Annotated in this window: 18 protein-coding genes and 1 pseudogene; 7 read left to right on the forward strand and 12 right to left on the reverse strand. The window is 74.0% G+C overall.

Features of this window, described 5'->3' with window-relative positions; translation table 11 throughout:
• Window positions 1-2,373 (forward strand): annotated as a pseudogene (locus ACFVTF_RS30075) (hypothetical protein); the annotation flags it as partial.
• A 107-nt stretch (window positions 2,374-2,480) separates the two neighbouring features.
• Window positions 2,481-3,410: a hypothetical protein gene (locus ACFVTF_RS30080; RefSeq protein ID WP_063347784.1), complete on the forward strand. Its 930-nt coding sequence runs from the start codon at window positions 2,481-2,483 to the stop codon at window positions 3,408-3,410.
• Between the two features lie 141 nt (window positions 3,411-3,551).
• Here ACFVTF_RS30080 and ACFVTF_RS30085 read toward each other — a convergent pair whose 3' ends face one another.
• Entirely contained in the window at window positions 3,552-3,863 is a 312-nt protein-coding gene (locus ACFVTF_RS30085; protein WP_350879584.1) for a hypothetical protein, read from the reverse strand.
• On the reverse strand, window positions 3,860-4,657 hold the full coding sequence (locus ACFVTF_RS30090) for an alpha/beta fold hydrolase (protein ID WP_371517112.1): 798 nt from the start codon (window positions 4,655-4,657) through the stop codon (window positions 3,860-3,862). Before ACFVTF_RS30090 ends, ACFVTF_RS30085 begins: the two co-directional genes overlap by 4 nt.
• A gap of 92 nt (window positions 4,658-4,749) precedes the next feature.
• On the opposite strand from ACFVTF_RS30090, the gene ACFVTF_RS30095 reads away from it, so the two are divergent.
• On the forward strand, window positions 4,750-5,754 hold the full coding sequence (locus tag ACFVTF_RS30095; protein WP_387817496.1) for an ABC transporter ATP-binding protein: 1,005 nt from the start codon (window positions 4,750-4,752) through the stop codon (window positions 5,752-5,754).
• A gap of 1 nt (window position 5,755) precedes the next feature.
• Window positions 5,756-6,523, forward strand: coding sequence for an ABC transporter permease subunit (locus ACFVTF_RS30100; RefSeq protein ID WP_371517114.1), 768 nt, complete (start codon window positions 5,756-5,758; stop codon window positions 6,521-6,523).
• A gap of 5 nt (window positions 6,524-6,528) precedes the next feature.
• Here ACFVTF_RS30100 and ACFVTF_RS30105 read toward each other — a convergent pair whose 3' ends face one another.
• Window positions 6,529-6,852, reverse strand: coding sequence for an ATP/GTP-binding protein (locus ACFVTF_RS30105; RefSeq protein WP_363371918.1), 324 nt, complete (start codon window positions 6,850-6,852; stop codon window positions 6,529-6,531).
• 390 nt (window positions 6,853-7,242) lie between these two features.
• On the opposite strand from ACFVTF_RS30105, the gene ACFVTF_RS30110 reads away from it, so the two are divergent.
• Entirely contained in the window at window positions 7,243-8,403 is a 1,161-nt protein-coding gene (locus ACFVTF_RS30110; RefSeq protein WP_371522678.1) for an LLM class flavin-dependent oxidoreductase, read from the forward strand.
• Between the two features lie 137 nt (window positions 8,404-8,540).
• Here ACFVTF_RS30110 and ACFVTF_RS30115 read toward each other — a convergent pair whose 3' ends face one another.
• Window positions 8,541-8,933: an SCO5389 family protein gene (locus ACFVTF_RS30115; protein ID WP_371517115.1), complete on the reverse strand. Its 393-nt coding sequence runs from the start codon at window positions 8,931-8,933 to the stop codon at window positions 8,541-8,543.
• 480 nt (window positions 8,934-9,413) lie between these two features.
• Here ACFVTF_RS30115 and nucS point away from each other — a divergent pair, with 480 nt between their 5' ends.
• The gene (gene nucS, locus ACFVTF_RS30120) at window positions 9,414-10,073 is read left to right on the forward strand and encodes an endonuclease NucS (protein ID WP_280676005.1); all 660 of its coding nucleotides are present in this window, start codon (window positions 9,414-9,416) and stop codon (window positions 10,071-10,073) included.
• Between the two features lie 4 nt (window positions 10,074-10,077).
• Here the strand turns inward: nucS and ACFVTF_RS30125 are convergent, their stop codons facing one another.
• From ACFVTF_RS30125 to ACFVTF_RS30145, 5 genes are all read right to left on the reverse strand, one after another.
• Window positions 10,078-12,468, reverse strand: a complete 2,391-nt coding sequence (locus ACFVTF_RS30125; protein ID WP_387817497.1) for an ATP-binding protein — start codon at window positions 12,466-12,468, stop codon at window positions 10,078-10,080.
• A 290-nt stretch (window positions 12,469-12,758) separates the two neighbouring features.
• A complete protein-coding gene (locus ACFVTF_RS30130; RefSeq protein ID WP_363582008.1) occupies window positions 12,759-13,079 on the reverse strand; it encodes an STAS domain-containing protein in 321 nt (106 codons plus the stop codon).
• 388 nt (window positions 13,080-13,467) lie between these two features.
• Complete coding sequence (locus ACFVTF_RS30135) at window positions 13,468-14,337, reverse strand: 3-hydroxyacyl-CoA dehydrogenase family protein (protein ID WP_371517117.1); 870 nt, start codon at window positions 14,335-14,337, stop codon at window positions 13,468-13,470.
• A gap of 261 nt (window positions 14,338-14,598) precedes the next feature.
• Window positions 14,599-15,249: a response regulator gene (locus ACFVTF_RS30140; RefSeq protein WP_387817498.1), complete on the reverse strand. Its 651-nt coding sequence runs from the start codon at window positions 15,247-15,249 to the stop codon at window positions 14,599-14,601.
• Window positions 15,246-16,448, reverse strand: coding sequence for a sensor histidine kinase (locus tag ACFVTF_RS30145; protein WP_387817499.1), 1,203 nt, complete (start codon window positions 16,446-16,448; stop codon window positions 15,246-15,248). Before ACFVTF_RS30145 ends, ACFVTF_RS30140 begins: the two co-directional genes overlap by 4 nt.
• 156 nt (window positions 16,449-16,604) lie before the next feature.
• On the opposite strand from ACFVTF_RS30145, the gene ACFVTF_RS30150 reads away from it, so the two are divergent.
• A complete protein-coding gene (locus ACFVTF_RS30150) occupies window positions 16,605-17,207 on the forward strand; it encodes a hypothetical protein (RefSeq protein ID WP_387817500.1) in 603 nt (200 codons plus the stop codon).
• A gap of 28 nt (window positions 17,208-17,235) precedes the next feature.
• Here the strand turns inward: ACFVTF_RS30150 and ACFVTF_RS30155 are convergent, their stop codons facing one another.
• From ACFVTF_RS30155 to ACFVTF_RS30165, 3 genes are all read right to left on the reverse strand, one after another.
• Window positions 17,236-17,808: a cob(I)yrinic acid a,c-diamide adenosyltransferase gene (locus ACFVTF_RS30155; RefSeq protein ID WP_363582002.1), complete on the reverse strand. Its 573-nt coding sequence runs from the start codon at window positions 17,806-17,808 to the stop codon at window positions 17,236-17,238.
• Between the two features lie 57 nt (window positions 17,809-17,865).
• Complete coding sequence (locus ACFVTF_RS30160) at window positions 17,866-18,366, reverse strand: DUF2550 domain-containing protein (RefSeq protein WP_063347798.1); 501 nt, start codon at window positions 18,364-18,366, stop codon at window positions 17,866-17,868.
• A 149-nt stretch (window positions 18,367-18,515) separates the two neighbouring features.
• Complete coding sequence (locus ACFVTF_RS30165) at window positions 18,516-18,899, reverse strand: F0F1 ATP synthase subunit epsilon (protein WP_363582000.1); 384 nt, start codon at window positions 18,897-18,899, stop codon at window positions 18,516-18,518.
• Between the last annotated feature and the right edge of the window lie 48 nt (window positions 18,900-18,947).

Consider the following 18,947-nt stretch of genomic DNA (forward strand, 5'->3'; position numbering starts at 1 on the left):
ACCACCGCCGAAACCACCGAACAGCGCGAGGCGACCGAACAGCACGTCGCCGAACTGCGCGCCCTCGCCGAACGCGAGACCGCCGAACAGCGCGAGCTGGCCGAGCGGGAGAGCGCCGAGCAGCGCGAGCTCGCCGACCGCGAGACCACCGAACAGCGCACCGCCGCCGAGGCGTACGCCACCGACGTCCGGGCCAAGGCCGAACAGGCCGCCACCGAACTCACCGAACGCACCACCGCCGAAACCACCGAACAGCGCGAGGCGACCGAACAGCACGTCGCCGAACTGCGCGCCCTCGCCGAACGCGAGACCGCCGAACAGCGCGAAGCGACCGAACAGCACGTCGCCGCCCAGCGTGCCGAAGCCGAGGAACTGCTGGAGGGCGCCCGCAGCGCCGCCGAGCAGCGCCAGGCCGAGGCCGCCCGGGACGCCAAGGCCGTCCGGGAGAAGGCCGCCGCCGAGCTGGCGTTCGCCGCCGAGCAGGCCGAGACGGTCCGCGCCGAGGCCGGCCGCGAGCTGTCCGAGGCCCGCGCCACCGCCGACAGCATCCGGGCCGAGGCCACCGCCGTCCTGGAGCAGGCCCGGGTCGACGGCGAGGAGCTGGTCGCCGCCGCCGGCGTCGAGGGCGCCGCCCTGGTCGAGGCCGCCGAGGAGGAGGCCGCCGAGGTCCGCCAGTCGGTGGCCGGCATGCACGAGGCCGCCGCCGAGCAGATCGCCGAGCGGAAGGCCGCCGCCGAGCGGGAGGCCGCCGAGGTCCGCGACCGGGCCGAGCAGGCCGCCGCCGAACTGCGCGAGCTGGCCGAGCGCGAGACCGCCGAGCAGCGGGCCCTCGCCGACGCCGAGACCACCGCCCTGCGTGAACTCGCCGACGCCGAGACCGCCGAGCAGCGGGCCCTGGCCGACCACGAGACCACCGAACTGCGCGCCCGCACCGACGCCGAGACCACCGCCCTGCGCGAGCTGACCGACCGCGAGCTGGCCGCCGAACGCGAGGCCCACGAGGCCGAGTTGGGCCGTCAGCGCGCCGAGGCCCAGGCCTACGACGAGCACCTGCGAGCGGAGGCCGACGCCGTCCTGCACGCGGCCCGGGAGGGCGCCGGGCAGTTGCGCGCGGACGCCGAGGCCCAGGCCGCCCGGACGATGGCCGCCGCCGACGAGCGCTCGGCCGGCCTGGTCGCCGACGCCGAGGAGCTGGCCGCCGCGCTGCGCGCCGAGGCCGAGGAGTACGCGCTCGCCACCCGCACCCTCGCCGACGAGTACGACGCCGCCGCCCACGGCCGCGCCGACGCGTACGACGCGGAGACCCGGGAGGCCGCCGAGCAGTTCGACAAGGCCACCCGCGAGCAGGCCAACTCCGTCCTGGAGAAGGCCTTCGCGGACGCCGAGTCGCTCGGCGAGGACGCCCAGACCACCGCGCTGGCCACCACCGCCGCCGCCGAGGAGCAGGCGGACGCGATGGTCGCCGCCGCCCGCAAGGAGGCCGACCGGCTGGTCGCCGCCGGCGAGGCGGCCGGCCAGGCCGAGGTGGAGAAGGGCCGGTCCGACGCCGACACGCTGCTCGCCGAGGCCCGCCGGGACTCCACCGCGATCCGCGAGCGCGCCGAGGAGTTGCGCGAGCGCACCGACGCCGAGGTGGAGGCGCTGCACGAGCGCGCCCGCAAGGAGAACGCGGCGGCCATGAAGTCGGCCGGCGAGCGGGTCGACGCCCTGGTGACGGCCGCTCAGGAGCAGCTGACCGAGGCCGAGGAGCAGGCGGTGGCCACCGTCGCCGAGGCCGAGGACCGGGCGGCGGCGCTGGTCGCGGCCGCCGAGGACCGCGCGGGCGAGCTCACCTCGGAGGCGTCCGCGGAGGCCAGCAAGGTCCGGATCTCGGCCGTCCGCAAGGCCGAGGGGCTGCTGAAGGAGGCGGAGACCAAGCTCGCCGACTCCACCAGCCGCGCCGAGGCGCTGATCGTCAAGGCCGAGGCCAAGCTCCAGTCGGCCGAGGCCGAGGCCGAGGAGCGGCTGGAGAACGCCGCCACCGAGGCGGAGAAGCGGCTGCGGGACGCCGACCGCAGCGCGGACGAGCAGGTCGAGCTGGCGAAGGCGGAGGCCGAGCGGCTGCTCGCCGAGGCGCAGGCCGAGGCGAAGCGGGTCACCGGCGAGGGCCGGCGCGAGCTGGACGAGCTGGTGCGGCGGCGCAAGGACATCAACACCGAGATCTCCAGGGTGCAGGACGTGCTGTCCGCGCTGGAGGCGTTCGAGGCACCGGCACCGGTCGCCCAGACCAACGGGGGAAGCAGCACCAAGAAGGACGGGGGTGCCAAGGCGGGTGCCGGAATTGGTTCCCCCCGGTCGGGCGGCAATCGTTCCAAGAACGCACCACCCGATTGAGCGGACATTGTCCGCGGGACGACGGCATCTCGCCGTCGACACTCCGGTACCGTGTCAGGATTCCCTCAACCACCTCAGCGGTTTGACGACAGGAAGCCCAGAACCCCATGAGCGACAGTCACTCCCCTCACGGCTTCGACCTGGTGCGCCGTGGGTACGAGCGCGCCCAGGTCGACGAGCGGATCACCAAGCTGGTGGCCGACCGTGACAGTGCCCTGACCCGGATCAGCGCGCTCGAGAAGCGCATCGAGGAACTCCACCTGGAGACCCAGACCGCGCAGGCGGCGGTCACCGAGGCCGAGCCCTCGTACGCCGGTCTCGGCGCCCGGGTCGAGAAGATCCTGCGACTGGCCGAGGAGGAGGCCAAGGACCTGCGCGACGAGGCGCACCGCGCCTCCGAGCAGCACCGCGAGCTCGCCGAGGCCGCTGCCCAGCAGGTCCGCACCGAGGCCGAGAACTACGCCAAGGACCGCAAGGCCAAGGCGGAGGACGAGGGTCTGCGGATCGTCGACAAGGCCAAGAGCGACAGCGCCCAGCTGCGCGCCGAGGCCAACAAGGACGCCCAGAACAAGCGCGAGGAGGCGGACGCCCTCTTCGAGGAGACCCGCACCAAGGCCGCCCAGGCCGCGCTGGAGTTCGAGACCAACCTGGCCAAGCGCCGCGAGCAGTCCGAGCGCGACCTGGCCGCCCGTCAGGCCAAGGCCGAGAAGCGCCTGGCCGAGATCGAGCACCGGGCCGAGCAGCTGCGCCTGGAGGCCGAGAAGCTGCGCACCGACGCCGAGCGCCGCGCCCGCCAGACCGTCGAGACGGCGCAGCGCCAGTCCGAGGACATCGTGGCGGACGCCAACGCCAAGGCCGACCGGATCCGCAGCGAGTCCGAGCGCGAGCTGGCGGCGCTCACCAACCGCCGCGACAGCATCAACGCCCAGCTGACCAACGTCCGCGAGATGCTGGCGACGCTGACCGGCGCGGCCGTGGCCGCCGCCTCGCTGCCGGGCGACGACACCATGGGCGTGCCCGCCCAGCAGTCGCGCTGACGCCGCCGCCGGGCAGCAGTGCCCGGCGGTACGTGCGGAACGGACGGCACGTACGGAACAGCGGACAGGCCCTCACCCACCCGGGTGAGGGCCTGCCGTCTTTCCACCGTCATCATCTCGGGTGACCCGGGTGAGCGGGCGTCACCTGGGGTAGGCCCCGTCGGGCCGCTGGTGCCCGCTGCTGAGCTGGTTGCCCTCGTCGTCGGAGACCGTGCCGAACCACGAGGTGCACCAGACCGACACCGAGTCCGGCCAGTACTGCACCTCGAACGGGTGGCCGGAGCCGTGGTCTCCGTACGAGGTGACGATGAAGGTCTCGCCGGGGCGCAGCCAGTAGTCCTCGCCGAGCGGTTCCAGGGTCAGTTCGACCAGGCCCTCGCCGCGGTTGGTCACGGGCATCCGGCCGGTCACCTCCAACGCCGAGAAGTCCCAGCCGGTCGATTCCTCCCTCATCCGGCCGTCACCCGGGCCAGCAGGTCGCGGACGGCGGTGTTGAACGCCTCCGGTGCCTCCAGGGCGCTCAGATGGCCCGCCCCGGGGATGACGGTCAGTTCGGCGTCCGGACGGGCCCGGAGCATCGTTTCGGCCTCCTCCGGTGCCACCAGGCCGTCCTGCGCGCCCGCGACGACGGCGGTGGGCACCCGCAGCCCGGCCAGCACGTCCAGCGCGTCCGGCCGGGCCGCCATGGCCCGCTGGGCCCAGGCGACGGCGGCCGGCGACGCGGCGGCGACCAGCGACCGCACCCGCTCCACCAGGTGCAGCGAGTCCGGCCCGAGCTGCCCGGCGGCGACCTCCTCGTCGAGCAGCAGCTGGACGCTGCCCCGGGCGGTGACGGCGGCCGCGATCCGCTCCCGGTTGGCCCGGACGGCGTCGGTGTCGGCGGTGGCGCGGGTGCCGGCCAGCAGCAGTCCGGCCAGCCGGTCCGGGTGGCGGCGGGCGAAGGCCAGCGCCACGTAGCCGCCCATGGAGAGCCCGCCGACCACCGCGCGTTCGATCCCGGCCGCGTCCAGCAGCAGGGCGAGGTCGTCGGCGACCAGGTCCAGCGAGGGTTCGTCGGCCCCCAGCTCGGTGCCGCCGAAGCCGCGCTGGTCCGGGGCGATCACCCGGGCCTCGTCGCCGGTCAGACCGGGCAGCGCGTCCAGTTGGGCGGACCACATCGAGGCGTTCAACGGAAAGGCGTGCAGCAGCACGAGGGGTGTTCCGGTGCCGCTCTCGCGGACGGACACTGCGGAGGGGGGCTGGGTCATGGGCCCACCGTATTCCGGCACGCCCGGCGGGCCCACTCAGCGGGCCGCGATATCCGCTTTGTCCTAGCCTGACAAGGAGTAAGGGAGCGCGAATGATCGAGTTGCACGACCTGACAAAACGTTACGGCAGGACCCTCGCGGTGGACCGGCTCAGCTTCCAGGTCCCCCAGGGCGTGGTGACCGGATTCCTCGGCCCCAACGGCGCGGGCAAGTCCACCACCATGCGCATGATCCTCGACCTCGACCGCCCCACCAGCGGCCGGGTGACCATCGACGGCAAGCGCTACGGGCAGCTCAGCGAACCGCTCAAGTACATCGGCGCGCTGCTGGAGGCCAAGGCCGTCCACCCCGGCCGCACCGCCCGCGACCACCTGCTCTGGCTCGCCCAGAGCAACCGCATCCCGACCCGCCGGGTGGACGAGGTGCTCGGCCTGGTGGGCCTCACCCCGGTCGCCCGCAAGCGGGCCCGCGGCTTCTCGCTCGGCATGGGCCAGCGCCTGGGCATCGCCTCCGCACTGCTCGGCGACCCGGAGATCGTCATGTTCGACGAGCCGGTCAACGGACTGGACCCGGAGGGCATCCTCTGGATCCGCAACCTGATGAAGCGGCTCGCCACCGAGGGCCGGACCGTCTTCGTCTCCTCCCACCTGATGAGCGAGATGGCCGTCACCGCCGACCACCTGGTGGTCATCGGCAAGGGCCGGCTGCTCGCCGACCTGCCGATGCCGGAGTTCATCCGGCGCAACTCCCGCTCCGCCGTCCGGATTCGCACCCCGCACCCCGAGCGCCTGCTCGACGCCCTGTCCGGGGCCGGGCTCCGGTCCGAACCCGGGCCCGGCGGCTCCTACGAGGTGGTCGACGGCGACCTCGCCCGGCTCGGCGACCTGGCCGCGGCCCACGGCGTCGTCCTGCACGAACTCAGCCCGCAGCAGGCCTCGTTGGAGGAGGCGTTCATGCAGATGACGGCCGACTCGGTGGAGTACCACGCGGGCGACGGCCCGGGCCGGGACGCGGCCGGCGCACCCGGCGTCTGGGGCGCCGGGTGGAAGGCGGACGGCGCCCCGCGGACCGCGGCGGCCCGGCAGGAGGAGAACTGAGATGACGTCCTTCCCGGCGATCCTGCGCTCCGAGTGGACGAAGATCCGCAGCGTCCGCTCGACGATCTGGACGCTCGCGCTGACCTTCGTCGTCACCGTCGGCATCGGCGCGCTGCTGTCCCTGCTCACCAACAGCAACTTCGGCGAGTTCCGGCGGGGCGACCAGGCCGTCTTCGACGCCACCGGCACGGCCTTCTCCGGCATCATGCTCGGCGAGCTCGCCATCATCGTGTTCGGCGTGCTGGCCATCGGCAACGAGTACAGCACCGGCATGATCCGGGTCACCCTGGCCGCCGTCCCGCAGCGCGGCACCCTGCTCACCGGCAAGGCGGTGGTGCTCGGCGCGATGGCCCTGGCGGTGTCGGTGGTGACGGCCTTCGTCACCTTCTTCACCGGCCAGGCGCTGCTCGGCTCGCACTCCACCAGCCTCGACCAACCGCACGTGCTGCGCGCGGTGTTCGGCGCCGCGCTGTACCTGACGATGCTCTGCCTGTTCTCGGCCGGCGTCACCACGATGCTGCACAGCCAGACGCTGGCGCTGGGCGTCCTGGTCCCGTTCTTCTTCCTGCTCTCGCCGATCCTCTCGGCGGTGCCGAAGGTCAGGACCCTGGCCCACTACTTCCCGGACTACGCGGGCTCGCGGATGCTGCTGGTGTACGAGCAGCACGGCCAGCCGTACGGGCCGTGGGCGGGCTTCGTGATCTGCCTGGCCTGGACGCTCGCCGCCCTGGTCGGCGGCGCGCTGGTGCTCAAGAACCGGGACGCCTGACCGGCTCAGTACCGCGGAGCGCCGCGGCCCCGCAGGACGTTGGAGGCCCGGCGCTCCCGCGCGCCCCAGCAGGCGCGGTGCCAGTGCCGCCGGTCGTCCACGCCCGCGCCGTGCATCGGCCAGGCCACCACGTGGCCCATCCCGGGCGGGATCTCCTGGTCGCAGCCCGGGCACCGGTAGTGCCGCCCGGCCGTCCCGGCGACCGTCTGGACCACCCAGTCGTCGCCCTGGTGGCTCTCGGTGCGGCGCAGCGATCCGCCGAGCGGGGAGGCCTGCTCGGCGCTCCCGCCCGGGTCGGCGCTCTTGATCCGGTTGCGGCGCGGCGACACGTCGGACTACCTCTCTTCCGGGTTTCGGGTCCGTTCAAGCCTACGGCCGGCCGCCCTTCCGGCAGGCCACTATCACGGCATCGTCCGACGCCCCCTCGTTTTTGCCGAGATCCACCCGATCTTCGAGGAAATCGGGGTTTCCGCGTGCCATTGGCACATGACATCGGATACCCACAAGGGGAACAGGCGGGGCCCGCAGACCCTGCGCGCACCCGAGGAGGCCCCACCATGACCAAGACCAGCGCCCGCGCCGAGACCCGTCGGCCCGTCGGAGTCCGACCGCCCACCGCCGGGCCGGTGCTGACCTCGCCCGCCCCGGTCACGGCCGCGGCGGGCGAGCCGCTGCCCGTGCCGCAGCGGGCGGGCGCGCTCCCGCCGGACACCGCGCCGGTGCGGGTCGGCGCGTTCCTGCTGTCCGCGCAGTTCCCCGGGCAGAGCCACCGCGAGGCGCTGGACCGCACCGTCCGGGCCGCCGTCGAGGCCGAACGCGCAGGCCTGGACAGCGTCTGGCTGGCCGAGCACCACTTCGTCCCGTACGGGGTCTGCCCCAACGCCGCCACGCTGGCCGCGCTGCTGCTCGGCCGCACCCGCCGGATCGGCGTCGGCACCGCGGTCAGCGTGCTCTCCACCGCCCACCCGGTGGCGCTCGGGGAGCAGGCCGCGCTGCTGCACCTCACCTCGGACGGGCGCTTCACGCTCGGGGTGGGCCGCGGCGGCCCCTGGATCGACCTGGACGTGTTCGGCGGCGGCGTGGACGCCTTCGAGAACGGCTTCCCGGAGCGGCTGGACCTGCTGCTGCGCTGGCTGCGCGGCTCCCGGGTCGGCGCGGACGGCCCGCAGTTCGCCTTCCCCGAGGTGGCGGTGGTGCCGCGGGCCACCGAGCCGGTGCGGCGGTCCGAACTGGGCAGCTGGCTCGGTCTCGGCGAGCGGTCCGGCCCGGTGCGGTTCCCGCGCCAGCGCCAGGACGTCGAGGGCCTCGGCGAGGGCTTCGGCGATGAACTCGACGCGTCCGGGCGGCCGGTGGCCGGCCCGCCGATGGTGGTCGCGTGCACCTCGCCGAGCGGGGTGCGGCTGGCCGCCGAACGCGGCCTGCCGATGCTGCTCGGCATGCACTCCGGCGACGACGACAAGCTGCGCATGCTGGAGCTGTACCGCAACGCCTGGCTGGCCGCCGGGCGCGGCGAGGAGCAGCTGCGCCGGGTGAACCGCCGGCACGTCGCGGCCGGGGTGGCCCAGGTCGACGACCGCACCTCGGCGGCCCGCGCCACCCTGCTGAACGCCATGCCGGGCTGGTTCGAGTACGGGCTCGGCGCCCACCGCACCGTGGACGGCCGGGAGCGCAAGATGCGCGACCCGCGCGAGTACACCGAACTCCTCTGCGACCTGCACGCGGTGGGCACGCCGCGGCAGTGCGCCGACCGGCTGCTGGCCACCGCCGAGCGGACCGGCATCCGCCGCTTCGCGCTGCTCGCGGAGGGCAGTGGCGACGGCGAGGCGACCCTGCACAACATCGCCCGGCTCGGCTCCGAGGTGCTGCCGCAGCTGGGGTGAGCCCGGGGGTGGAGCCGCCGGGCCCGGTCCGGGCCGCCGCCCCTCCCCCCGCACCGGGGGACGGGGGCGGCCCGACGACCTTCCGGGCCGCTAGGGCCGGACAGGACCCAGGACCCGGCATCGGCGGTGCTGCCGGGTCAGCAGTCCCGCAGCTGCTCGGACTGGTTGAGCAGCTGCTCCCGGACCGAGGTGAAGCGTGCGTGCCGTGCCTCGTTGGCGTCCGACGGCAGGAAGACCGCCACCCGGTGACAGTTCTGGAAGGCCAGCCGCACCCCGAAGTGCCGCTGCAGGGCCCCCCGGATGGCGTCGCTGGCGAGGGCCCGCAGGAGCTGGCCGCGGGCCTGCTCGCTGGGCGGCGGTACCTGGTTGTCGGCGAAGTCGGTACCGTCGACCTTCGCCTGGGCGACCAGCGAGCTGATCAGGTCCCAGGCGTACGGCAGCGAGACGCGGACGCAGTCGACGAATTCCCGCTCGTCGACCTCGCCCCGCTCGGCCTTTTCCAGCAGGGCCGGTGAGACGTCGAGCGACATGGATTCTCCTCTCGCGGTCCACCCGCGCGGCGCCCGGGTGGTCATGCGTAGTCCAAGCTCACAGTGAGGGTGGGCGGATCGCGCGTGGTGTCCGGAACGCCGTGGAACGGGCGTTTTTGACACCCTGCGAAAGCGGCGGCACCACGGGACGTGACGTCCCGGACACCGACCGCGCTCGGAACAGCGTGGCAGTCAACGGCGGAACGGGCCCGTCATTCCTGTGGATTGCTTCGGAAATACCCGGCGGTGCACCACATTGGCCGGATCCCGTCGGATCGTTCATCTGAAGTCTCCGTCCCCGTTGACAGCGATCCCGCACGCGTGCCGTCACGTACGGTAGCGACCCCAGGGGACGGGCGCCAGACCGCGACGGGCGGTGAGCGGAATTGCCGAACCTCCATGTTCGCGGGGTTCCCGGTTTCTTCACCCGGTCGTCGTGGAATCGCATCAACTGGCCCCGGTGGGCTAGCGTGGTCGACCGTGCGTCTCGTAATTGCCCGCTGCTCAGTCGACTATGCCGGTCGGCTCTCCGCCCATCTGCCCTCCGCCACCAGGCTCATCCTGGTCAAGGCCGACGGCAGCGTCAGCATCCACGCCGACGACCGCGCCTACAAGCCGCTCAACTGGATGTCCCCGCCGTGCGCCCTCAAGGAGGCGGACGGGGTCTGGACGGTGGAGAACAAGGCCGGCGAGAAGCTCATCATCACGCTGGAGGAGGTGCTGCACGACTCCTCCCACGAACTCGGGGTGGACCCGGGCCTGATCAAGGACGGCGTCGAGGCGCACCTCCAGGAGCTGCTCGCGGACCGGATGGAGGTGCTCGGCGCCGGCTGGTCCCTGATCCGCCGCGAGTACCCCACCGCGATCGGCCCGGTCGACATCCTCTGCCGCGACTCGGACGGCGCCACGGTGGCCGTCGAGATCAAGCGCCGCGGTGAGATCGACGGCGTCGAGCAGCTCACCCGCTACCTCGAACTCCTCAACCGGGACCCGCTGTTGGCCCCGGTCAAGGGCATCTTCGCCGCCCAGGAGATCAAGCCCCAGGCCCGCGTGCTGGCCACCGACCGGGGCATCGGCTGCGTGGTGCTGGACTACGACGAGCTGCGCGGCATCGACGACGACAAGCTCAAGCTGTTCTGACCGGTCAGCTCGCGGACGGCGAGGGCGTCGTCGGCGGAGGACTGGACGTCCCGGTCGAGGGGCCCGTCGTGGCGGGCGGCGGGGTGGTCGCGGTCGCCGGGGGCTGCGTGGTCGACGACTTCGACGGGGGCGGCGTGCTGGTGCCTCCGCCGGGCTGAGTGCCCCCGGAGTTGCCACCGCCGGCACTGCCACCGCCGGTGCCGCCACCGCTGCCGCCGCTGCCGCCCGGCGGCGGGCCGGACTGCTGGGCCGGCGGCTGCGACTGTCCCGGTGCGGGCGGCTGCGACTGCTGCGACTGCTCGGTGGCCCCCGCGGTCTCGCTCGGCCCACGGCCCGGCTTCTTCGACGCGCTCGGCGAGTGCGAGGCGCCACCGCTCGCCGACGGCTCCGGACTGGTCCCGCCCACCGCCGGACCGCCCCCCGCGTCCGTCCCCGGCGCCCCCGCCCCTGGCGCCCCCGTACCGGTGGCACCGGCGCCGGCGGTCGGGACACCGACGTGCGGGGACGGGAGCGGCCCGCCCTGCCCGCCGTCGGGGTCGTCGAGCCGGGTGTGCGGGTCGTTGCCCGGGTGCTGCTCCGGACCGGTGGCGCTCATCGCCACCGCCGTCCCGAGCGCCCCGAGCGCCAGGACGGCCGCCGACGCGGCGATCACCCGGCGCCTCGTCCCGGAGCGCAGGCTGGACGGCACCTTGGCTATCGCGCGGATCACGGGCCGCCGCACGGGCGCCGGCCCGGGGGACGCGGCGGGCGGCAGCTGCCGCCCGTCGGCGCGCAGCAGGTCCAGCATCCGGCCGGCCGCCGCGACGCCGCGCTGCTCGCCGGCGGCGGCCCGCAGGGTGAGCGCCGTCTCCAGCTCGGCCATCGCCCGGGACGGCTCCCGGACGCAGAACGCGTGCACGCCCGCCTCGTGGTGGAACCAGGCCTGGTCGGTGCCGGAGCCCGTCCGGCGGGCCGCCTCCAGCCCCAGCTGCAGGACCCGCTCCCAGGCGCCCCAGCGCAGCGCCAGCGCCAGCGCGGGCGCGGCCGCCCGGGCCAGGCGCACGACGGCGTCGTGCCGGCCTGCCTCCCGGTCCGCGACCAGCACGCCGACCACCACCTCCGCCTCGGCCGCGACCTGTTCCAGCGACACCGAGCTGTGCCCGACCCACCAGGCGAAGTGCTGGGCGGCGCCGTCCAGGCAGCCGCGGGCCGGCCAGTGCGGGGCGAGCAGGTCCAGCACCCCGGCGGTCAGCCGGTGGTGCCCGCCGATGGACACCGCCAGCCCGGCGTCGGCGAGTTCGGCGAGGGCGCTCTCGCCCTGGCCGACGTCGATCAGCGCGGGCAGGTGCGGCGCGGTGGGGCACTCGCCGCCGAGCGCGACGGCGAGCCTCAGGACGGCCTGGGCGGGCTCGCTGAGCCCCTCCGCGAGCCGGACGGCGGGTGAGGCGGTCTCGGCGACGGACGGCAGCGGGACGGTACGGCGCAGCGCGTTCTCGCGGACGGCCGGGTCGGGGTCGTGGACGGGCTCCTCGACCGCGCCGAAGACCCCCATCCGGTCCTCCTCGGCGGCGACCAGCGCGTCCACCGCCACGTCCCGCTGGCGCAGCAGCGCGGCGGCCTGGACGAAGCGCAGCGGCAGCCCCTCGGACTCGAACCAGAGGTCGACCGCCCAGGCCTTCTCCTCGACGTCCAGCGGCCGCCCGGCCTGGCGGGCGGCGAGGGCGAGGCAGGCGGAGCGGGAGAGCCCGGCGACGAGGTGGTCCTGCAAGCGGGAGCCGGGCGACAGCGCCGGGCTCCCGGGGGCGGCGGAGATCAGGAAGGCGCAGCCGGGGGCGAGGGCGAGCAGGTCCTCCAGCTCGGCGCCGGACTGCTCCGCGCCGTCGACGACCACGATCGCGCCGACCTCGGCGAGGTGCACGGCCAGCTGGCCCGGGTCGGGCCGGTAGCCGGGGGCGTGGTGGGTGGCCGCGAAGAGGTCCTGGAGCAGGTCGGCGGCGGTGCGGCGGTGCCCGCAGAGCTGGACGACGCCGCCGGGGGCGAGGTCGGCGGCGGCCTCGGCGACGGCCGACAGCAGTGCGCTGCGGCCCGAGCCGGCCTGGCCGACCAGGCGTATCGAGCGGCCCTCGGCGAGCAGGCCGAGGAGTTCGGCGACGTCGGCCTCGCGGTCGAGCAGCGGCAGGTCGGCGGGCCCGGCGCCGAGGGCGAGCGGGCCGACCGCACGGCCGACGCCGCCGACCGGGCCCCGGGCGGGCTCGCTGCGCTCGATCCGGCGCGGGCGGGGCCGCCACTCCTCGGGGCAGGGCCTGACCTCGGAGCCGTCCGGGGCGCCGACGCCGACCAGCAGGGCGCCGGAGACGAGTTCGCCGCCGCGGGTGCGGGCGGCCTCCTGCCGGAACTCCCCGGTTGGCTGTGCCACGTTCTGCTCCGCATCCTGCTCGGCCGCCGGCGTCCCGCGCCGGCGGCTGACGTCTCGGTCGCGGCCGCGCGCGGGCTGGGGGCAGCTGGCTGGGGCGGCCGTCATCTGACGGGCAGACTCTTGCACATCCGGGCCCGCCCGCGCAGGGGCGGCCCGGTCGGGGGCCGGGCGACGGCCGGTCAGAGCCGGGTCGGAGCCGGGTCGGAGCCGGACGAAGAGCGGGCGGGGACCGAACGAAGGCAGGGGACGAACGAGGGCCGGGGCCGGGCGGGGGCAGGACCGGGCAGGCCCTAGAGGGCGATCCCGTGGGCCTCGGTGACGCCGTCCACGGCCAGGATGCGGTGCAGCTTGGTGGCCACCAGCAGCCGCTGGAGCTGGGCCGGGACGGAGCGCAGCACCAGCCGCCGGCCGATCCGGCCGGCCCTGCGGTGGGTGCCCATGATCACGCCGAGGCCGGTGGCGTCCCAGAACTCCAGCCGGGCGAGGTCGAGCACGAGGTCGCCGAGGCCGCCGTCCACGGCCTGGTGCAGCCGGGCGCGCGCATCGGCGGCGGTGCGCACGTCGAGGCGGCCTTCGATGGCCAGCGCCCTGTGGTCGCCGGTGATGCGCATGCTCTCCTCCTTCGCCTGACCGGTCCGGTACGGGGGTGGTCCGACCCGGCCGTGCCGGGGCGGGGGGTGGGGGTGTCCATCCGGGCGGGCCGTGGCCCCTCGCCCGGGTCCGGTCTCAGCCTCGTCGTGCTGGGCCGGGTCTCCCTCTTCTGACGGCGAACCAGCAGCGCAGGTTGCTGGTTCCGGCCAGATCTGAAGCAACTTCACTCGTCCGAGGGAATATACGCAGTCAGTCTCCACACCTACGCTCGATTACCGCCCAAATCACCCGTCTGCGGCACCTGGCGTGAGGAAACTCACCCGCCCCCGGGCGGGCGGGCCGTACGGTGTTCCGCCGCACGGCCCGCCCGGTCGCCGGGCGTCGTCGTTCACCCGTTCCGGCGGGGGCTCACTTGCCCTCGTACGGGTAGAAGCCGCGGCCGCTCTTGCGGCCGAGGTCGCCGGCGGTGACCATGCGGGCCATGATCTCCGGGGCGGCGAACTTCTCGTCCTGGGTCTCGTCGTAGATGTTGCGGGCGGCGTGCAGCAGGATGTCCACGCCGGTCAGGTCGGCGGTCTCCAGCGGGCCCATCGGGTGGCCGAAACCGAGGCGGCAGGCGGTGTCGATGTCCTCGGCGGTGGCGACGCCCGACTCGTACAGCTTGGCGGCCTCGACGACCAGCGCGGTGATCAGGCGGGTGGTGACGAAGCCGGCCACGTCCCGGTTGACCACCACGACGTCCTTGCCGACGCCCTCGGCGAAGGCGCGGGCGGCGGCCAGGGTCTCGTCGCTGGTCTTGTAGCCGCGGACCAGCTCGACCAGCTTCATCAGCGGCACCGGCGAGAAGAAGTGCACGCCGACGACCGACTCGGGGCGCCGGGTGGCGGCGGCGATCCGGGTGATCGGGATGGCGGAGGTGTTGGAGGCCAGCACCGCGCCGTCCTTGGCGAGCTTGTCGAGCTCCCGGAAGACGCCCTCCTTGACCTCGAACTGCTCGAACACGGCCTCGACCACGATGTCGGCCTCGGCGACGGCGCCCAGGTCGGTGGTGGTGGTGATCCGGCCCAGCGCGGCCTCGGCGTCCTCGGCGCTCATCCGGCCCTTGGCGACGAACTTCGCGTAGGAGGCGCGGATGCCCGTGAGACCGCGCTGCAGGGCCTCCTCGGTGACGTCCCGCAGCACCACCGGGTGGCCGGCCTGCGCGGACACCTGGGCGATGCCGGCGCCCATCAGGCCGGCACCGATCACGGCGATCTGCTTGCTGGACGCATTGCTCATGGCTGGGTCTCCCGATGCCGTCGCCGCCCTGGGGCGGGCCCTGAAGGCGGCTCAGGGCAGGGGTCACCGCCGGAGAGCCGCGTCGCTCGTTGCCGGGACTCTAATGCCCAATCCGGCCCCGTGGTGTCAATCGGGAGTGTGATCTGCGCCCGACCTGGTCGGGCGACCCAGACCCGCCGTGACCAGCTGATCAGACCGGTCGATCGGGCCGTCCGACCGGACCGGCCGACCTGGCCATCGGGCGGTCGGATGGTCAGCCGGTCAGCCGGTCAGCCCGAGGTCCTGCGCCAGGATCGCCGCCTGCACCCGGTTGCGCAGCCGCAGCTTCGCCAGGATCCGGCTGACGTGCGTCTTGGTGGTCGCCTCCGCCATCTCCAGCCGGGCCGCGATCTCCCCGTTGGACAGCCCGGCCCCGATGCAGGCCAGCACCTCCCGCTCACGCGGGGTCAGCCCGGCCACCGCCTCCCTGGCCTCCGGCCCGACCGCCCGGTCCGGCCGGGCGAAGGCGCCGATCAGCCGCCTGGTCACCGAGGGCGCCAGCATGCCGTCCCCGCGCGCCACCGTCCGGACGCCCTCGACCAGGGTGTCCGCCTCCAGGTCCTTGAGCAGGAACCCGGCCGCGCCGGCCCGCAGCGCGCCGTAGACGTACTCGTCCAGGTCGAAGGTGGTCAGCACGAGCACCTGGCCGGCGCCGGCGGCGACCACCTGCCGGGTCGCCGAGACGCCGTCCAGCCGGGGCATCTGCACGTCCATCAGCACCACGTCGGGCCGCAGCTCCAGCGCCAGCCGGACGGCCTCCTCGCCGTCGGCGGCCTGCCCGACCACCTCGATGTCCGGCTCCGCCCGCAGGATCATCACCAGCGCCGCCCGTACCGCCGCCTGGTCCTCGGCCACCAGCACCCGGATCGTCATGCCCCTGCCCCGCTCTCCCGCCCGCGCGGCAGCACCGCGCGCACGCTCCAGTAGTCGTTCCGCGGCCCCGCCTCGAAGCTGCCGCCGAGCAGCCCGGCCCGCTCCGCCATGCCGACCAGCCCGGCCCGGGCGCCGGGCAGTTCGCGGCCCGGTCCGTGCCGGTACGGGCTGTCGACGGCGATCCGCAGTTCCTCGGGGCCGAACTCCAGCCGCACGCTGACCAGTCCGGGCCCGGCGTGCTTGAGCGCGTTGGTCAGCGACTCCTGGACGATCCGGTACGCGGCCAGCCGGACCGGCACCGGGACCTCCCCGCGCTCGCCCCGCTCGGCGAGTTCGAAGTCCAGCCCGACGTCCTGGCCGGCCGCCCGGGCCTTGGCCAGCAGGGCGTCCACGGCGGCCAGGTCGGGCGCCGCGTACGACTCGTCCGCCTCTCCCCCGCCGCTGTCGCGCAGCAGTCCGATCATGCGGCGCATTTCGGCCAAACCCTGGACGCTGCTCTCCCGGATCACCGCCAGCACCTCCACCAGCGGGTCGTCCCCGGCCAGCCGGCGGCGCCGGGCGACGGACTGCGCGCCGGTCGCGTGGATCGCGATCGCCGACAGGTGGTTGGCCACCACGTCGTGCAACTCCCTTGCCATCCTGGCTCGTTCGGCGACAACGGCCTCCCGCCGGTCCATCTCCGAGAGCAGCGCGGTCTGTTCGGCCCGCAGCCGCTCGCTCACCGCCCGGTCGCGGTGCTTGCGGACCACGTCCCCGGTCCAGACCGGCGCCAGGTAGATCAGCACGGTGAGCACCACCACCGCCACCGCGTTCGAGGCGTCGCTGTAGATCAGCACCAGGGTGGACAGCACCAGCACCGAGCCCGTGCCGGTCAGGTGCAGGATCCGGGACATTCTCGGGGTCCCGTAGAGCACCGCCGCGTAGAGCAGGTCGGTGTACATCAGGCTGGTCGCCAGCAGGGCGCCGGTGAAGATGCTGTACCCGAAGGCGAGCCCGCCCAGCGTCGTGGTGAGCACCGGCCTGGTCCGGCGGAACAGCTCCAGCACCGCCATCACCAGCAGCGCCGGCACCACCGCCCCGCGCGGGATCCGCGAGGAGTTGTCGTAGACCTGGAGCGCGATCAGCAGCGCTCCGCCGAGCAGACCGAGCAGGGCGATCCCCCGGTCCTCCTGGCGCGGGGTGAGGGTCGGTCTCAGCACACCTCCATCTCACCATCCCCGGGCGCCGCCCGGCTCCGGTCCCCGGAGGAGCCGCCGTACATCGAAAGGTGCAGGCCGGGACGGCACCCGGCGACGACGACGCGGCCACGCCCGCGCGCCAGGCTGGAGGCACCGCCGACCGCCCGGGAGCACAACGTGATCGTCACCCTCATCGTCGCGGCCGAGATCTCCTTCTGGATCCTGCTCGGCCTCGGCCTCACCGCCCGCTACCTGCTGCGGTGGCGCCGCACCAGCACCGCCCTGCTGGTCGGCCTGCCGGTGGTGGACCTCACCCTGTACGTGCTCACCGTGCTCGACCTGCGCGGCGGCGCCGCCGCGAGCTGGACGCACGCCCTCGCGGCGAGCTACGCGGGCTTCTCGATCGGGTACGGGCCCTCGCTGGTCCGCTGGGCCGACCGGCACTTCATGTACCGCTTCGCCGGCGGCCCCAAGCCGCCGCCCTCACCCAAGTACGGCCTGGCGCGGTCCCGGTACGAGTGGCAGATCTGCCGCCGCACGGTGGTCTCGGCCGCGATCACGCTGAGCCTGATCACCCTGCTGGTGCCGCTGTCGGGAGGCTCCGCGCACTTCGACACCTTCCTCCAGTGGTACCTCAAGCTGGGCATCGCCGCCGTGGTCAACGTGGTCGTCGCCGTCAGCTACACGCTCTGGCCGAAGCAGCCGCCGGCCGGCGAGCAGGACGCGGACGACCCGATCGCCGAACAGCCCGTCGCCGGCGTCCCGGAGAAGCGGCTCTGAGAAGCCTGCCTGCGGTTCCGAGGGCCCGCTAGCGGTTCTCGCCCGGCACCCAGAGCACGTCGCCGCGCTCCTTGTTGGCCGCCCGGGCCAGGATGAACAGCAGGTCGGAGAGCCGGTTCAAGTACTTCGCGGTCAGCGGGTTGACGCTGTCCCCGTACTCCGCGATCGCCGCCCAGGTGGCCCGCTCGGCCCGCCGCACCACCGTGCAGGCCAGGTGCAGGTAGGCCGCGCCGGGCGTACCGCCGGGCAGGATGAAGCTGCGCAGCTTCTCCAACTGCTCCAGGTAGTGGTCGCAGTCCCCCTCCAGCCGGTCGACGTACGACGGCAGCACCCGCAGCGGCGGGTACTTCGGGTCCTCGACCACCGGCGTGGACAGGTCCGCGCCGACGTCGAACAGGTCGTTCTGGATCCGGACGAGCACCGTGACGATGTCCTCGGGCAGCGATCCGGCGGCGACGGCCACGCCGATCGCCGCGTTCGCCTCGTTGGTGTCGGCGTACGCGACCAGGCGGGGGTCGGTCTTGGTGGTCCGGCTCATGTCGCCCAGCGCGGTGGTGCCGTCGTCGCCGGTACGGGTGTAGATACGCGTCAGATTCACCATGCGGCCAGCGTAGCCGGACGGGTTAGGCGGCGTTAACCCCGAGCTCGGCGATCCCCGCTACGCGACGTTGACCCTCTGCCCGGGCGGGGCGGCCTCCAGCCAGGCGAGGAAGCCGGTGAGCGCGTCCTCGCTCATCGCCAGCTCCAGCGGCTCCCCGTTGTGCAGGCAGCGCAGCACCACCGAGCCGGAGAGCAGGGCGAGCTCCTCCTGGCCCTCCGGGTAGCGCCGGCCGAGCACCTCGATCTCCCGGCGCGGCAGCACCCTGCGCGGGCGCGGGGCGTACGAGAAGACCCGGAACCACTCGATCGAGTCACCGCTGTAGCGGCCGATACCAAAAACCCACCCCTTGCCGTCGGTCTGGGGGACCGGGGCCGAGGTGGGTTTGCCGTTCTCGTCGAGGTCGGGCTGCGTCGAGGCGTCGGCGGGCATTTTGAGTCGGTAACTGCAGTCGAACGTGCCGCCGACCCGCTGGATCAGGCGGCGTCGTACCGCGAACGCCACCAGGCCGATCACACCCAGCGCCACGACCGCCGCACACACCACAAGCGCGAGGACCATGCTCACCTACCTCCTCGCTACCCGCGTTCCCCGTATCGGTCGTATCAAGCGACCGCGTTGACCTACCAACTACGACGACAGTCCCGGGGTCACGCTCACGCGTCCCCGGGACCGTCGGTCGACCCCGCTGAACCAGGGTCTTGGCGCACTCAGACGTGGGCCTTGAGGCCGCGCGCCGCGAACAGGCGGACCTCGGCGCGCCGCTCGGCGTGCTCGTCCAGGCCCGACTTGGCCTTCTCCAGCGCGCGCTCGGCACGGGCGACGTCGATCTCGTCCGCCAGCTCGGCGATCTCCGCGAGCAGAGACAGCTTGTTGTCGGCGAAGGAGATGAAGCCGCCGTGCACCGCGGCGATCACGGTGCCGCCGTCCGCCGTGCGAATGGTGACCGGACCGGTCTCCAGCACGCTCAGCACCGGGGTGTGACCCGGCATGATGCCGGTGTCGCCGGAGGCCGTACGGGCGACGACGATGGTGGCCGCACCGGACCACACCTTGCGGTCGGCTGCGACCAGCTCGACGTGCAGCTCAGCCAACGTGGGCTCCTAGGCTCATGCAACCCCCGATTACTCGGGAGTTTCGGT

This window comes from Kitasatospora sp. NPDC057940, from assembly GCF_042887425.1.
In the GTDB taxonomy this organism is placed as follows: domain Bacteria; phylum Actinomycetota; class Actinomycetes; order Streptomycetales; family Streptomycetaceae; genus Kitasatospora.

Excerpts from the sequence above, each read along its gene's own strand:
- ACFVTF_RS30085 (WP_350879584.1), bottom strand. The coding sequence starts at position 3,863 with ATGAGGGAGGAATCGACCGGCTGGGACTTCTCGGCGTTGGAGGTGACC.
- ACFVTF_RS30080 (WP_063347784.1), top strand. The coding sequence starts at position 2,481 with ATGAGCGACAGTCACTCCCCTCACGGCTTCGACCTGGTGCGCCGTGGG.
- ACFVTF_RS30140 (WP_387817498.1), bottom strand. The coding sequence starts at position 15,249 with ATGACGATCCGGGTGCTGGTGGCCGAGGACCAGGCGGCGGTACGGGCG.
- ACFVTF_RS30155 (WP_363582002.1), bottom strand. The coding sequence starts at position 17,808 with ATGGTGAATCTGACGCGTATCTACACCCGTACCGGCGACGACGGCACC.
- ACFVTF_RS30095 (WP_387817496.1), top strand. The coding sequence starts at position 4,750 with ATGATCGAGTTGCACGACCTGACAAAACGTTACGGCAGGACCCTCGCG.
- ACFVTF_RS30135 (WP_371517117.1), bottom strand. The coding sequence starts at position 14,337 with ATGAGCAATGCGTCCAGCAAGCAGATCGCCGTGATCGGTGCCGGCCTG.
- ACFVTF_RS30160 (WP_063347798.1), bottom strand. The coding sequence starts at position 18,366 with ATGGTCCTCGCGCTTGTGGTGTGTGCGGCGGTCGTGGCGCTGGGTGTG.
- ACFVTF_RS30115 (WP_371517115.1), bottom strand. The coding sequence starts at position 8,933 with ATGTCGCTCGACGTCTCACCGGCCCTGCTGGAAAAGGCCGAGCGGGGC.
- ACFVTF_RS30100 (WP_371517114.1), top strand. The coding sequence starts at position 5,756 with ATGACGTCCTTCCCGGCGATCCTGCGCTCCGAGTGGACGAAGATCCGC.
- ACFVTF_RS30090 (WP_371517112.1), bottom strand. The coding sequence starts at position 4,657 with ATGACCCAGCCCCCCTCCGCAGTGTCCGTCCGCGAGAGCGGCACCGGA.
- ACFVTF_RS30130 (WP_363582008.1), bottom strand. The coding sequence starts at position 13,079 with ATGCGCATCACCGGCGACCACAGGGCGCTGGCCATCGAAGGCCGCCTC.